Origin of the sequence: Georgenia sunbinii (assembly GCF_036421875.1) — a bacterium.
Taxonomy (GTDB): Bacteria; Actinomycetota; Actinomycetes; order Actinomycetales; family Actinomycetaceae; genus Georgenia_B; species Georgenia_B sunbinii.
Genome location: NZ_JAZGOL010000001.1, coordinates 639,262 through 653,378, shown reverse-complemented (window position 1 = coordinate 653,378; position 14,117 = coordinate 639,262). Strand labels below are relative to the sequence as shown.

11 protein-coding genes are annotated in these 14,117 nt (G+C 72.1%); 3 read left to right on the top strand and 8 right to left on the bottom strand.

All coding sequences use genetic code 11. From position 1 onward, the window contains the following. Positions 1–2 precede the first annotated feature (2 nt). Positions 3–3,047, top strand: a complete 3,045-nt coding sequence (locus V2J52_RS03115) for a bifunctional [glutamine synthetase] adenylyltransferase/[glutamine synthetase]-adenylyl-L-tyrosine phosphorylase (protein WP_331226193.1) — start codon at positions 3–5, stop codon at positions 3,045–3,047. 225 nt (positions 3,048–3,272) lie between these two features. After that, complete coding sequence (locus V2J52_RS03110) at positions 3,273–3,947, top strand: histidine phosphatase family protein (RefSeq protein WP_331226192.1); 675 nt, start codon at positions 3,273–3,275, stop codon at positions 3,945–3,947. Here the strand turns inward: V2J52_RS03110 and V2J52_RS03105 are convergent. The 7 genes from V2J52_RS03105 to lipB all read right to left on the bottom strand — a co-directional run bounded on the left by V2J52_RS03105 (position 3,931) and on the right by lipB (position 10,586). After that, on the bottom strand, positions 3,931–4,371 hold the full coding sequence (locus V2J52_RS03105; protein WP_331226191.1) for a hypothetical protein: 441 nt from the start codon (positions 4,369–4,371) through the stop codon (positions 3,931–3,933). The two genes, V2J52_RS03110 and V2J52_RS03105, sit on opposite strands and share 17 nt — an antisense overlap. A gap of 63 nt (positions 4,372–4,434) precedes the next feature. Beyond that, positions 4,435–5,886, bottom strand: coding sequence for a mycothione reductase (mtr, locus tag V2J52_RS03100; RefSeq protein ID WP_331226190.1), 1,452 nt, complete (start codon positions 5,884–5,886; stop codon positions 4,435–4,437). 218 nt (positions 5,887–6,104) lie between these two features. Beyond that, positions 6,105–7,529, bottom strand: a complete 1,425-nt coding sequence (gene glnA, locus V2J52_RS03095) for a type I glutamate--ammonia ligase (protein ID WP_331226189.1) — start codon at positions 7,527–7,529, stop codon at positions 6,105–6,107. 118 nt (positions 7,530–7,647) lie between these two features. After that, a complete protein-coding gene (locus V2J52_RS03090; RefSeq protein ID WP_331226188.1) occupies positions 7,648–7,998 on the bottom strand; it encodes an RDD family protein in 351 nt (116 codons plus the stop codon). Positions 7,999–8,062: 64 nt separating this feature from the next. Further along, positions 8,063–8,785 (bottom strand): DUF4191 domain-containing protein, encoded by a 723-nt coding sequence (locus tag V2J52_RS03085; protein WP_331226187.1) that lies wholly within the window; start codon positions 8,783–8,785, stop codon positions 8,063–8,065. A 71-nt stretch (positions 8,786–8,856) separates the two neighbouring features. After that, the gene (gene lipA, locus V2J52_RS03080) at positions 8,857–9,855 is read right to left on the bottom strand and encodes a lipoyl synthase (protein ID WP_331226186.1); all 999 of its coding nucleotides are present in this window, start codon (positions 9,853–9,855) and stop codon (positions 8,857–8,859) included. Next, positions 9,852–10,586, bottom strand: coding sequence for a lipoyl(octanoyl) transferase LipB (gene lipB, locus V2J52_RS03075; RefSeq protein ID WP_331226185.1), 735 nt, complete (start codon positions 10,584–10,586; stop codon positions 9,852–9,854). Before lipB ends, lipA begins: the two co-directional genes overlap by 4 nt. Positions 10,587–10,707: 121 nt before the next feature. Here lipB and V2J52_RS03070 point away from each other — a divergent pair, with 121 nt between their 5' ends. After that, a complete protein-coding gene (locus V2J52_RS03070; protein WP_331226184.1) occupies positions 10,708–12,237 on the top strand; it encodes a protein kinase domain-containing protein in 1,530 nt (509 codons plus the stop codon). A 67-nt stretch (positions 12,238–12,304) separates the two neighbouring features. Here the strand turns inward: V2J52_RS03070 and sucB are convergent, their stop codons facing one another. Next, entirely contained in the window at positions 12,305–14,110 is a 1,806-nt protein-coding gene (gene sucB, locus V2J52_RS03065; RefSeq protein ID WP_331226183.1) for a 2-oxoglutarate dehydrogenase, E2 component, dihydrolipoamide succinyltransferase, read from the bottom strand. Positions 14,111–14,117: the final 7 nt, after the last annotated feature.

Sequence of the window (14,117 nt, the reverse complement as noted above, 5' to 3'; positions counted from 1 at the left end):
ACGTGCGCGCCCCGACCTCGAGCCAGGAGCTGCTGCGCCACGGCTTCAGTGACGTTCGGCGGTCCGCTCAGCTACTCGGTGACGCCACGCTCGCCGGCGTCCTCGGCCGCGCAGAGGACGCCGGCGCCCCGCTGACCCCGGCGATCGGCGCGACGGCGGACCCCGACCTCGCTCTCCTCGCCCTGCTGCGCCTGGTCGAGGCCTGGCAGCAGGCACCCGACGACGTCGACCTGCCGGCGGTGCTCGCCACCGCCGGCGGGCACCGGCGCCGGCTGCTCGCCGTGCTCGGGGCGTCGCGGGCGCTGGGCGACCGGCTCGTCGCGCACCCCGGCGAGGTGGAGCTGCTGAGCGACGTGCTCGCCGCCGGCGTGCTGTCAGCGACACCGGCCGACGAGCGGGCGACGGCGCTGCGGGCGGTCGGCGCGGATCCCGCGGCGATCACCCCGGCCGCTGCCGTCACCGGGGTCGCGGGCAGCGACGCGCTGCGCCGGTGGTACCGCCGCCGGCTGCTCCAGGTGACTGCCATCGACCTCACCAGCGACGATGCGCTGGACGCGTTCCCGCCGGTCGCCGCCGCGCTGTCCGACCTTGCCGGTGCGGCGATCGACGCCGCGCTGGCGGTCGCGCGGGCCGAGCTGCCCGACCACGGCGCCGGCGTCCGGCTGGCGGTCGTCGGGATGGGCAAGACCGGTGGCCGTGAGCTCAACTACGTGTCCGACGTCGACGTCATCTACGTCGCCGACGGCGCGAACGGTCTGCCCGAGGAGTCGGTGACCGACGCTGCCACCCGGCTCGCCACCGCCGCGGCACGGCTCATCGACGCGCCCCAGGGCGAGGAGCTGCCGCTGTGGCCGATCGACGCCAACCTGCGCCCCGAGGGCAAGGACGGGCCGCTCGTACGCACCGTCGCCTCCCACCGCGCCTACTACGAGCGGTGGGCCGCCACCTGGGAGTTCCAGGCGCTCCTCAAGGCGCGGCCGATCGCCGGGGACGTCGCCCTGGGGCAGGAGTACGTCGAGGTCGTCGAGCCCTTCGTGTGGCGGGCCGTGGAACGGGCGAACTTCGTCGAGGACTCCCAGGCGATGCGCCGCCGCGTCGAGGCGAACATCCCACCGGCCGAGGCCGACCGGCAGCTCAAGCTCGGCCGCGGCGGCCTGCGCGACGTCGAGTTCACGGTCCAGCTCCTCCAGCTCGTCCACGGCCGGACCGAGGACGCGATCAAGGCGCCCGGCACCCTCGACGCGCTCGAGGCGCTTGCCGACAGCGGCTACATCGGGCGCGACCCCGCCGGCCAGCTCGACCACTGCTACCGGCTGCTGCGGGTGCTGGAGCACCGGATGCAGCTGTTCCGGCTGCGGCGCACGCACGTCATCCCGGCCGGCGAGAGCGACCTGCGCCGGCTGGGGCGCTCTCTCGGCGTCGACGGCGTGCGGGGCGCGCAGACCCTCGAGAAGCGGTTGCGCGAGGTACGCCGCGACGTCCGCCGGCTGCACGAGGAGATCTTCTACCGACCGCTGCTGCCGCTGCTCGCCAGCCTCGGCCCGGCGGATGCCACGCTGAGCCCGGAGGCGGTCCGCGCGCGGCTCGCTGCGATCGGCTACGTCGACCCGGCCGGCGCGGTGCGCCACCTCGAGTCGCTGACCGCCGGCGTGAGCCGGACCGCCGCGATCCAGCGCCAGCTGCTGCCGGCGATGCTCGGGCTGTTCGCGGAGGGCGCCGATCCCGACGCCGGGCTGCTGGCCTTCCGTAAGTTGTCGGAGTCCCTCGGCAGCACCCCGTGGTACCTGACCATGCTCCGTGACTCCGGCGCGGCCGCGCCGCGCCTCACCTATCTGCTGGCGACGAGCAGGTACGTCGCCGAGGGGCTCGAGATGCTGCCCGAGGCGGCCCGCTGGCTCGGCGACGACGACCACCTGCGCGCCCGGACACCGGAGCAGCTCGACCGGGAGGCACGGTCGCTGGTCCAGCGGCGGCCCGAGCCGCACGCGGCCGCGCAAGCGATGCGGTACCTGCGACGGCGCGAGCTGGTCCGCTCCGCCGTCGGGGACGTGCTCGACGGCGTCACCTCACGGCGGGACCGGACGATGATCAGCGCGGTCGCCGACCAGGCGCTGCGCGTCGGGCTCGACATCGCGATCGGCGCGGCAGGCGCCGAGCTCGGGCTGGACACGGCACCGAGCCGGTTCCTCGTCGTCGCGATGGGCCGGCTGGGCGGGTCGGAGCTGACCTACGGCTCCGACGCGGACGTCGTGTTTGTCCACGACCCGCTGCCCGGGCAGCGCGAGGACCTCGCGCAGCAGTTCGCCGTCGCCGTCGCCGGGAAGCTGCGGGCGCTGCTGGGGGAGTCCTCGTCCGAGCCGCCGCTGCTCGTCGACGCGGCGCTGCGGCCCGAGGGTCGCAACGGCCCGCTGGTGCGGTCGCTGGCGTCGTACGCCCAGTACTACGAGCGGTGGGCGGAGCCGTGGGAGTACCAGGCGCTGCTGCGGGCACGGCCGGTGGCCGGGGACGACGGGCTCGCGGAGCGGTTCGTCGCGCTCATCGACCCCCTGCGCTATCCCTCGGCGGGCATCGACGAGCGGGCGGTGCGCGAGATCCGGCGGATCAAGGCCCGGATGGAGGCGGAGCGGCTGCCGCGCGGCGTGCCGGCCAACCGTCACCTCAAGCTTGGGCGCGGCGGGCTGACCGATGTCGAGTGGACGGTCCAGCTGCTCCAGCTGTGCCACGCCGGGGAGCTCCCCGAGCTGCGCACGACCGAGACCCTCGGGGCGCTGGCCGCAGCCGAGCACGCCGGGCTGCTGACGGCCGAGGACACCGAGCTGCTGGCCGACGCCTGGCGGCTGGCGTCACGGTTGCGGGCGGCCATCACGCTGTCGACCGGGCGCACCACCGGGGGGCGGCTCGACGTGCTGCCCAGCGCCGCGCGCGACCTCGCCGGCATATCGCGGCTGCTCGGCTACGGCCCCGGGGAGGCGCAGGACCTCGAGGAGGACTACCTGCGCACCTCCCGCCGCGCCAGAGGCGTCGTCGAGCGGGTGTTCTTCGGCTGACTGCCGCGGCGCTGCCGTGAAGACTGCAGTGACGCTCGCGTTGCGCTGCTGCGCGACGCTCCAGTGACTGCTGGGGAGCTTTCGTCAGGCTGGGCCTGACGGAAGTCACCCGCTGATCGGTTGCGGGCGGGCCACCCGACGGGCCAACCGGCGGGTGCGGGGTGCAAGGCGCACGCCCGAGGGTCGGACGGGCCTTCTCGGGGTGGTCTGGGCGATGATGGGGACATGCGATTGATCCTCATCCGACACGGACAGACCAGCTCGAACGTGCACGATCTTCTCGACACCGGCGCGCCCGGCGCCGATCTCACCGCCCTGGGGCGCGAGCAGGCGGCCGCCGTGCCGCGCAGCCTGGGGGATGAGGACATCGACCTGATCTACGCCTCGAACCTCGTCCGGACGCAGCAGACGGCGGCGCCGCTGATCGAGCAGCGCGGCCTCGAGCTGCGCGTCCGGCCCGGCCTGCGCGAGGTCAGCGCCGGCGACCTGGAGATGCGCGGTGACGAGGTCTCGCACCGCGCTTACCTCGGCGCGATCTTCGGCTGGGCCAAGGACCCCGCGGTTCGGGTGCCCGGCGCCGAGAGCGGTGCCGAGGTGTGGCGGCGCTACGACGACGTCGTCGCCGAGGCACACGCCGCGGGAGTGTCGACGGCGGTGATGTTCAGCCACGGGGCCGTCATCCGGTCCTGGTGCGCGGCGCGGGTGGAGAACGTCACCGGCGAGCACGCTGCGTACAACCCGATCACCAACACCGGTGCGGTCGTCCTCGAGGGCAGTCCGCGCGACGGCTGGTGGGCCCACCTGTGGGAGGGCAAGCCGCTGGGCGGCGACCGCCTCGACGCCGTCGGCTCCGACGGTCCCGCGGGGGAGAAGGCGCCGCCGGCTACGTCCACTCCGTGATGCGCCCGGCGTGGCGGACCATCTCGTCGAGCACGCTGAGGTCGATGACCTCCGCCGAGGCGAACGAGATGCTGGCCGATCCCACCTTGGTCTTCCCCAGCCGCTTGCCGTAGACCCGCGAGAGGTAGGCGCCGTCCTCGGCGGCGTTGACGTACAGGCTGAGGTAGTTCTGCTGCCGCGTCAGTCCGACGAGGAACCACTCGACGCGCTCGCCCTTGGGCCGCGGCTGCACCGTGGCGCCGTAGCCGATGATGGACTGCTCGGTGCCGCCCCAGAACACCCCCTGCCACAGCACACGGGTGGCGCCGGGCAGCGCGGCGGTGATCACGCCGTCGAGCACCGCGAGCGAGCCGTCAGGATCGTTTCCGGCAATGAACTCGTCGACCGACATGGTGGTCGGGCGCATCGCGGTGGAGTCAGCCATGGCCACAACCTACGCCGACGTCCGCCTCGTCGTCCGGCTCCGGCTCCGGCTCCGGGCCCGGTGTCAGGTGGTCGGTGGGTCGAACTCCAGGCCCAGCAGCGCGTTCTCGGTGACCTCCGGCAGTGCCGGGTGGATCCAGTACTGCGTGGTGGCCACGTCGCGGACATCGAGGTCGAAGGCCAGGACGGTGATCATCTGCTGGATAAGGGTGGCGGCCTGCGGGCCCATGTAGTGGGCGCCCAGGAGCTTGCCGGTGGACCGGTCGGCGACGAGCTTGGCGATGCTCGTGGTGTCCGCCATGGCCCAGCCGTAGGCGACGTCGCCGTAGCTCTGCACCTTGACGGTCACGTTGTGGCCGCGTGCCCGGGCCTGCTCCTCGGTCAGCCCGACCGTGGCGATCTGAGGGTGGGTGAACGTGGCGGCCGGCACGTGGTCGTGCGGCATGGCGCGCAGGTTGTCGGGGTGAAGCAGGTTGTGGCGCACCGCTCGCATCTCCGCGTTGGCGACGTGCTTGAGCAGGTACGGCGAGGAGACGTCTCCCAGCGCCCAGACTCCCGCGGCGGTGGTCGACCGGCCGTACTCGTCCACCGCGACCTGGCCCGCAGGCGTCATCTCGACGCCGCCGGAAGCCAGGTCCAGCTGGTCGCCGTTGGGGACGCGGCCGGTGGCCACCAGCAGCACCTGCCCGGTGACCTCGGAGCCGTCGTCCAGCCGGACGCTCACGCCGTCCGCGGACTGCTCGGCACCGATGACGGTGCCGCCGACGACGTCGTACCGCTCGGTGGCGAGGGCGTTGAACCGCTCGCGCAGGTCGTCGTCGAGGTGACGCAGCAGCGGAGAGCGCGAGACGATCGTGACCTTGGTGCCGAGCGCGTCGAAGACGTGGGCGAACTCCATAGCGATGTAGCCGCCGCCGACGATCACGAGCGACTCCGGCCGCTCCGGCAGCCGCATGATGTCCTCGTTGGTGTGGAAGTGCACGCCCGAGGTGGCGATGGACTCGGGGATGAACGGCCGCGAGCCGGCGGCGATGACGACCTGGTCTGCGGAGATGATCTTCTGCGCGGTGCCCTGGCCGGTGCGCAGCGTGCGCTCCCCGACGAACACGGCGTGCTGGTCGTAGACGTCGATGTTCGGGGTCTCGGGGCCGCGGCGGTAGGCCTCGCCGCCGCTCGCGATGGGGTCGATCCGGTCGTCGAAGACTCGGCTGACGAGCCCTGGCCAGTCCACGGAGCTGACCTGCGCGTCCAGGCTCAGCCGGCCCGCCTGCGCCGTCTCCAGCGCGACGTCAGCGGCGTAGACGTACATCTTCGTGGGGATGCAGCCGACGTTGAGGCAGGTGCCACCGAACTCCCCCTTCTCGATGATCGCGATCGACCTGTCGTCGAGCTCCGGTCCGGGGATCGAGTTCCCCGACCCGGTACCGATGATGATCAGGTCGTAGTGTGCGTCGACCGCGATGTCAGCGGCGGGGGAGTGCTCGTCCACCGCGACGTCGCTCGCAGGGGTCTTCATGGCAGCTTCTGTCTCCTTGGGCACAACGAGATGGGGCCGGGCGTATGTGGGCGTGGCCTACATATTGTCTAGCACGAGACCGTCGGCGGTGGGCTGAGCCGGCGACGTGTGGACGAGTCAGCAAACCGGTCCCTGCCCCGGGGTCACCGCAGGATCAAACGGGACGGCCCCTGACCTTGCGCCGTGGCGCAGATCAGGGGCCGTTCCGTGACGCCGCCCTACAGGTCGAAGTACAGCTCGAACTCGTGCGGGTGGGGCCGCAGCCGCATCGGCGCGATCTCGTTGGTGCGCTTGTAGTCGATCCAGGTCGCGATGAGGTCCGGGGTGAACACGTCACCCTCGGTGAGGAAGTCGTGGTCGTTCTCGAGCGCGACGAGCGCGTCGTCGAGGGACACCGGCAGCTGCGCGATCTGCGCGTGCTCCTCGGGCGGCAGCTCGTAGAGGTCCTTGTCGATCGGCGCCGGCGGCTCGATCCGGTTCCGGATCCCGTCGAGGCCCGCCATGAGCATCGCGGCGAACGCGAGGTACGGGTTCGACGACGGGTCGGGCACCCGGAACTCCACCCGCTTGGCCTTGGGCGACGTGCCGGTGACCGGGATCCGGATGCACGCGGAACGGTTGCGCGCCGAGTAGACGAGGTTGACCGGCGCCTCGTACCCGGGGACCAGCCGGCGGAAGGAGTTGATCGTCGGGTTGGTGAAGGCGAGCAGCGCCGGGGCGTGCGCGAGCAGCCCGCCGACGTACCAGCGGGCGAGGTCGGAGAGCCCGCCGTAGCCGTGCTCGTCGTAGAACAGCGGCTTGCCGTCCTTCCACAGGCTCTGGTGGGAGTGCATGCCCGAGCCGTTGTCGCCGAACAGCGGCTTGGGCATGAAGGTGGCGGTCTTGCCGGCGGCCCACGCGGTGTTCTTGATGATGTACTTGAACTTCATGACGTCGTCGGCGGCGCCGAGCAGCGTGTCGAAGCGGTAGTTGATCTCCTGCTGGCCGGCGGTGCCCACCTCGTGGTGGGCCCGCTCCACGAGGAGCCCGGACTGCTGCAGCACGGTGACCATCTCGTCGCGCAGGTCGGACATCTGGTCGTTCGGCGCAACGGGGAAGTAGCCGCCCTTGTAGCGCGTCTTGTACCCGAGGTTTCCGCCTTCCTCCTGACGCCCGGTGTTCCAGGCCGCCTCGTTGGAGTCGAGGTAGTAGAAGCTCGAGTGCTGGGTGGTGGCGAAGCGGACGTCGTCGAAGACGTAGAACTCGGCCTCGGCGCCGAAGTACACCGTGTCGGCGATCCCGGTGCTCTTGAGGTATGCCTCTGCCTTGGCGGCGACGTTGCGAGGGTCGCGGGAGTAGCTCTCGTCGGTGAAGGGGTCGACGATGGAGAAGTTGACGACGAGCGTCTTCTCCTTGCGGAACGGGTCGATGTACGCCGTCGTCACGTCGGGGATGAGCTTCATGTCCGACTCGTGGATCGCCTGGAAACCGCGGATCGAGGACCCGTCGAACATCAAGCCCTCGGTGAAGGCCTCGGCGGCGAAGGTCTCGATCGGGATGTTGAAGTGCTGCATCACCCCCGGCAGGTCGCAGAAGCGGACGTCGATGAACTTGACGTCCTGCTCCTGGGTGAAGGCGATGGCCTCCTCGGCAGTGGTGAACATGACCTGCTCCTTCGGGGCGGTGGCGGCGTCTTGCTGGGTCGGTGGGGTGGTGCGTGTGGGACGTTAGCCGGGCGATGCTTCGCAGGTGTCACCCGAATGTTTCGCGAGTGTTACGCGCTTACCGCCGCTCGATGGTGGTGCCGGCCCACGCGTCGTGCAGGCCACGCCCGTCGAGCCCCCACACGACCGCGGGGATGACCAGGCACAGGCTCACCGTGCGGATGAGTACCTGGGAGGGCCGGGCGGCGCCGCCGTGGACCGACCGGACCGTCAGTGACGTGAGGGTGTGCCCGATCGTCGAGCCGCGGGTAGCGAGCAGCAGCCATGTCATGACCGCGAAGACGCCGAGCGTCGCCATCGGGTGGGAGTCGAAGAACCCGGCCGAGATGGCCATCGCCAGCACCCAGTCGACGGCGAGGGCCAGCACCCGGCGTCCGAAGCCGGCCGAGACGGAGGTCTGCTGAGGCACCCGGTCAGTTTAGGGCCATCGTCGACGGGGCCACGCCGACGGCCGGGTGCTGGACGACGTCGCCTCAGCGGCCGCGGATGCCCTTGCGGTCGGGCCGGGCACGCATCGGGTCGATGCCCTTGGGCACGGCCGGGCGTGAGTGCCCCAGCGCGCGCAGGCGCTTGGCGACGGCGGCCACCTCGGCCTTGGTCAGCGACGGCTTGAGCTTCTGGATGGCCTTGACCAGCTTGGGCAGCGGGACCTGGTTCTCGTCGTTGCCGACCTGGACGAGGTGGATCTTGACGTTCGGCGCGACACGGGAGACGCGGCGACGCTCCGCCTCGAGCATCCGCTTGGCGCGGTGGGGCGGGCCTTCGCTGATGAGCACGACGCCGGGACGACCGATCGCACGGAAGACGACGTCCTGGTGCCGCGGGTCGATGGCGACCGGCTGCTCCTCGATGTTCCAGCCCCGCCGGATGGTGCCCAGCGCCGAGCCGGCTGCGCCGGGCGTGCCCTCGATGCGGGAGTAGGCGGCACGCTCTGCCCGTCTGGTGAGGATGAGCATGACGCCGATGAGCGCCACCGGCAGGCTGAGGAGCGGGACGTAGACGGGATGCCCGATGAACAGCCCGATGAGCAGCCCGAGGGCGATGACGCCGACGAACACCCCGAGGAGCACCCAGGTGATCGAGGGCTGCACCTCGCGGGTCATCTGGAAGACTTCCCACAGCTGGTGGTACCAGCGCTTCTTCTTCGGCTTCTTGGCACCCGCGTCGACGTCGGCGTTCTTCTTCATCCTGGCCATGATGAGTCATCCTACCGGCCGCACCGCCATGCCTCGGCGACCCGACCCGACCCAGGCCGGCCGGCCGGGGCTCAGCGCACCAGCGAGATCGCCTCCTGGCGGGCCGTCGTCGGCTCGGTCAGGTGCGCGAGCGCTGCGGGCACCTGCTCGCCCCGCTTGACCATCGCCCGCCCCCAGAGCCTGCCCGCCCGGTAGGAGGAGCGCACGAGCGGTCCGGCGAGCACGCCGAGGAAGCCCATCTCCTCCGCGGCGTCCGACAGGTCGACGAACTCCTCGGGCCGCACCCAGCGCTCGATCGGGTGGTGGCGCACCGAGGGACGTAGGTACTGGTTGATGGTGAGCAGGTCGCAGCCGGCCTCGCGGAGCATCTCCATCGCCTCGAGCACCTCGTCGATGGTCTCGCCCATGCCGAGCATGAAGTTCGACTTCGTGACGAAACCCTCGTCGCGGGCCGCCCGGATGACGCTGAGGGAACGTTCGTAGCGGAAGCCGGGACGGATCCGCCGGAAGATCCGCGGCACCGTCTCGAGGTTGTGCGCCAGCACCTCGGGTCGGGAGGAGAAGACCTCGGCCAGCTGGTCGGGCTTCGCGTCGAAGTCGGGGATGAGCAGCTCGACGCCGGTGCCGGGGTTCTGCTGGTGGATCTGACGCACGGTCTCGGCGTAGAGCCACGCGCCGCCGTCGTCGAGGTCGTCGCGTGCGACGCCGGTGACCGTGGCGTACTTCAGCCCCATCGTCGCGACCGAGCGCGCGACCTTGACCGGCTCGAGCCGGTCGAAGGCGGCGGGCTTGCCGGTGTCGATCTGGCAGAAGTCACAGCGCCGGGTGCACTGCGAGCCACCGATGAGGAAGGTGGCCTCGCGGTCCTCCCAGCACTCGAAGATGTTGGGGCAACCGGCCTCCTCGCAGACGGTGTTCAGCCCGTTGCCGCGCACGAGCTGCTTGAGGTCCTGGTACTCGGGCCCCATCGTGGCCTTCGTCTTGATCCAGGACGGCTTGCGCTCGATGGGCGTCTCGGCGTTGCGGGCCTCGACCCGGAGCATCCTTCGTCCCTCGGGGGCGATCGTCACGTGCGCACTCCATCTGTCGTCAGCTGTGCCGGGGCGTTGGTCGTCCGGCGGGCGGTCGGCGCGGGTGCGTCGGCCGGAGGTGGGGGAGCGGTCGCGGTGAGCGCGCTCAGCTCGGTGAGGATGTGGCGAGTCGTCGTCGCGGCCACGTCGAGCGGGGTGAGCGCGGTGCCGGTCTCAACGCTCAACGAGGTCACGCCGGCGTCCTCGATGCCGCACGGCACGATCGCGTCGAACTGCGACAGGTCCGGGCAGACGTTGATCGCGGTGCCGTGCATCGTCACCCCCTGCGCGACTCGGACCCCGATCGCCGCGAGCTTCCGGGCCGGCGAGCGAGGATCCCCGTGGACCCAGACCCCCGACCTGCCCGGGACCTGCACCGCCGCAACGTCCCACTCGGCGGCGACGGCGATGACCGCCCGCTCCAGCGCGCGGACGTAGGCGACGACGTCGACCGGCGTCCGCAGCCGGACGATGGGGTAGACGACGAGCTGCCCCGGGCCGTGCCAGGTGAGGCGGCCACCACGGTCGACGTCAATGACCTGCTGACCATCGGTCGGGCGTTCGTGGCGCGAGGTGCGCCGGCCGGCGGTGTAGACCGACTGGTGCTCGAGCAGCAGGAGCGTGTCCGGCCGGTCGCCCGCGATGACGTCGGCATGGACCTCGCGCTGCAGCGCCCACGCGTCCTCGTATGCCACGTGGGTCTCGCCCAGCCCCACTCGCTGCACATACATAGACGCAGTCTAACAATGGTTGGCGGTCGTTCCGGACATCACCCGGCCACCACGATTCTCGCCAACCTGAGCCTGTGGACAGCGTCAGCGAGAACTGCACGGGTGCGGTTGGCTGAGCGGTATGGCACGCGGCGGCGCGGGGCGTTCACGGACCCGGGCACGACGGCGCCCGGCGCCGCCGGAGCTCACCGGTCACCGCGTCGTCGGGCCGCTCGGCTTCGGGGCGAACGGCCCGGCGTGGGCGGCACGGAGCGAGACCGGCGACGACGTCGTCGTCAGCGTGCTCCCGTTATCGGCGGGAGCATCCGGCCGGAGCCGGCTTCGTCGCCTCGCGGCACTGCGCGACGGTTCGCACCCGCACCTCGCGCAGGTCCGGGAGGTGCAGGCGATCGACGCTAGCCGGTGCGCAGTGATCACCGACCGGGTCACGGGACCGGCCCTCGACACCGTGGTCCGCGCCCGTGGGGAGCTGACGGAGGCGGAGCTGTACGCGCTGCTGCAGTCGGGGGCCGGCGCGCTCGCCCACCTGCACGCGCGAGGCGTCATCCACGGCGACGTCTCGCCGAGCAACGTCGTCCTCAGCGGCGCCGGGGACCCGGTGCTCGTCGACCTCGCCGGTCAGCTGACCCACGAGGCCGGTACCGAGGGCTTCGTGGCACCCGAGCGCCACCACGGGCAACCGGCGACGCCGGCCGGAGACGTGTGGGCGCTGGCCAGGCTCGTGCAGTGGGCGGCCGGCCCGGCGCCACCCCGTCGCCTCATCGACGCCCTCGGCGAGGCGCTGCGAGCGGCCCCTCAGCGGCGACCAGCTGCCGCGGAGCTGGCGCGGGCCGCCGCCGCGCTGGGGGAGTACCGGCCGATCACGCTGCCGCCGGCGGCCGTGCTCGCCCAGGCGCGGATGCGCGCGCCGGACGCCGTCACCCGGCGTCGACCGTCGGGCCGGCGCGAGGTCCGCGCGCTGGCACCGCGTACCGGCGCGCGGGCACGGGCGGCCGGTACCCGGACGCGAACGGCCAGGCGCACCGTCATCGCCGCCGCTGTGGTGGCTGCTGCCGGGCTGGCGGTGGGCGGGCTCGTCGTCGGGCCGCGGCTGTGGCCCAGCGGCCCTGCGCCGGTACCGCCCGTGCCCACCGCGCCCGCTGAGGTCGCGGCGCCCCGAGCAGCGCCGGAGGGATCTGGGGCACGGACGTCGGACGGGGCGGCCGAGCCGCCGCCGCGGGCTCCATCGGTGGCAGCGCTGGACGACGCTCGGCTGGCCGGCATCCTCGCAGGCCTGCTGGAACGACGAGACGGCGCTCTCATGGCGCGTGACAGCGGAGCGCTGGCAGCGCTCAGCGTGCCGGGCGGGCCGGTCGCTCAGGCAGACGCGTCGCTGGTCGCGGCGTTGCGCGCCAGCGGCACACGGCTGACCGGCCTGGACACCGACGTGATCGAGGTCCGGCACGTCGCCGTCACGCCGGACGGGATCGTGGTGGACGCGGTTCTCGCGCAGGCGGCGCACGAGCGCGAGGTCGGCGGTGCCTCGCGGACGGTGGCGGCACCGGCGCCCGGCTGTGCACGGATAGTCCTCACCGCTGCCGCCGATGCACCGATGCCCACGGCGGCTCCCGCAGCCGACGCGCGGATCCTCAGCAGCGGACCGTGCGACTGACGCGCGCCGCACGAGAACGGCCGCGGGGCCCGTGCCGAGTGGCACGGGCCCCGCGGGAACGCTCTTGCTACAGGCCGAGCTCGGCCTCGAACGCGCCCTCTTCGAGACGCTTCTTCACCGTCTGCATGAAGCGGCCGGCGTCCGCGCCGTCGACCAAGCGGTGGTCGTAGGTGAGCGGCAGGTACACCATCGAGCGGATCCCGATGGTCTCGTTGCCGTCGGCGTCGGCCACGACGACAGGCCGCTTGACGATCGCCCCCAGCCCGAGGATCGCGACCTCCGGCTGGTTGATAATCGGGGTGTCGAACAGCGCGCCGTTGGAGCCGAGGTTGGTGATGGTGAAGGTCGAGCCGGCCAGGTCGTCCGGCTTGACCTTGCTGTCACGGGTCCGGGCGGCGAGGTCCGCCACGCGCTTGGCGATGCCGGCGATGGTGAGGTCGCCGGCCTCCTTGATCACCGGGACCATGAGACCCCGCTCGGTGTCCACCGCGATGCCGATGTTCTCCTCGGCGTGGTAGACGATCTGGTCACCGTCGATCGACGCGTTGAGGCCCGGGTGCGCCTTGAGCGCATCGGTCGCTGCCTTGATGAAGAACGGCAGGTACGAGAGCTTGACGCCCTCGCGCTCCAGGAAGCTGTTCTTCGCCCGCGCCCGCAGTGCGGCGATGCGGGTGACGTCGACCTCGATCACCGTGGTCAGCTGCGCGGAGGTGTCGAGCGACTCCTTCATCCGCGCGGCGATGACCTTGCGCAGCCGCGACATCTTCTCGGTGGTGCCCCGCAGCGGGGAGACGTCCGGGATGGTCGGCTGGCGCGTCGCCGGTGAAGCGGCCGCCGCGGGCTTCGCAGCCGTCGAGGCGGCCTCCTCGGCAGCCTTGGCTGCGGCGAGGACGTCCTCCTTGCGGATGCGTCCGCCGACGCCGGTGCCCTGCACGGCGCCGAGGTCGACGCCGTGCTCCTTGGCGAGCTTCCGGACGATCGGCGTGACATAGCTCGTCGTCGTGGCGTTGCTGCCCGACGGCGCAGGCTCGGCGGCCGGCGTGGCCTGGCTGGTCTCGGCGGGGCTGGGCGCCGCGACCTCGGCCGGGGCCGTGGCAGCGCTGTGGTGCTGCTCAGCGCGCTCCTCGGAGGGCTGCTCGGCCTCCTTGGCCTCCTCCTGGGTGTCCTGGCGAGTCTCCTCGGCCGGGGCCTCCTTGGGAGCATCCTGGGCCGGTGCCGCCTCGGCGGCCTGCTCGCCGCCGCTCTCGCCACCGATGTAGGCAAGCTCGGCGCCGACGTCGACCGTCTCGTCCTCCTGGACGAGGATGGTCGTCAGCTTGCCGGCGAACGGTGAGGGGACCTCGGTGTCGACCTTGTCGGTCGAGACCTCCAGCAGCGGCTCGTCGACGGCGACGTCGTCGCCCTCGGCCTTGAGCCAGCGGGTGACGGTGCCCTCGGTGACCGACTCGCCGAGCGCGGGCATGGTCACGGCCTGGCCGCCACCACCGGAGCCGCCGGCTGCCTGCTGCTGGGCTTCCTGCTGGACCTCCTCGGGCTCCGGAGCCGCCGGCTCCTCGGCCGCCGGCTCCTCAGCGGGAGCCTCCTCGGCCGGTGCCTCCTCCTGGGCGGGCTCGGAGGCGGGCTCGCCGCCGCCCTCACCGGAACCGATGACCGCGAGGTCGGTGCCGACGTCGACGGTGTCGTCCTCCTGGACGAGGATCTTCTCGAGCACACCGGCGAACGGCGAGGGCACCTCGGTGTCGACCTTGTCGGTCGACACCTCGAGCAACGGCTCGTCGACCTCGACGCGGTCCCCCTCGGCCTTCAGCCATCGGGTGACGGTGCCCTCGGTGACGGACTCGCCCAGCGCGGGCATCTGCACAGAGTCGGACATGACCAAA

What these genes read in the sequence shown, in the direction of transcription:
- V2J52_RS03110 (WP_331226192.1), top strand. Translation starts at nt 3,273, where the DNA reads ATGCGATTGATCCTCATCCGACACGGACAGACCAGCTCGAACGTGCAC.
- V2J52_RS03105 (WP_331226191.1), bottom strand. Translation starts at nt 4,371, where the DNA reads ATGGCTGACTCCACCGCGATGCGCCCGACCACCATGTCGGTCGACGAG.
- mtr (WP_331226190.1), bottom strand. Translation starts at nt 5,886, where the DNA reads ATGAAGACCCCTGCGAGCGACGTCGCGGTGGACGAGCACTCCCCCGCC.
- glnA (WP_331226189.1), bottom strand. Translation starts at nt 7,529, where the DNA reads ATGTTCACCACTGCCGAGGAGGCCATCGCCTTCACCCAGGAGCAGGAC.
- V2J52_RS03085 (WP_331226187.1), bottom strand. Translation starts at nt 8,785, where the DNA reads ATGGCCAGGATGAAGAAGAACGCCGACGTCGACGCGGGTGCCAAGAAG.
- lipB (WP_331226185.1), bottom strand. Translation starts at nt 10,586, where the DNA reads ATGTATGTGCAGCGAGTGGGGCTGGGCGAGACCCACGTGGCATACGAG.
- V2J52_RS03070 (WP_331226184.1), top strand. Translation starts at nt 10,708, where the DNA reads ATGGCACGCGGCGGCGCGGGGCGTTCACGGACCCGGGCACGACGGCGC.
- sucB (WP_331226183.1), bottom strand. Translation starts at nt 14,110, where the DNA reads ATGTCCGACTCTGTGCAGATGCCCGCGCTGGGCGAGTCCGTCACCGAG.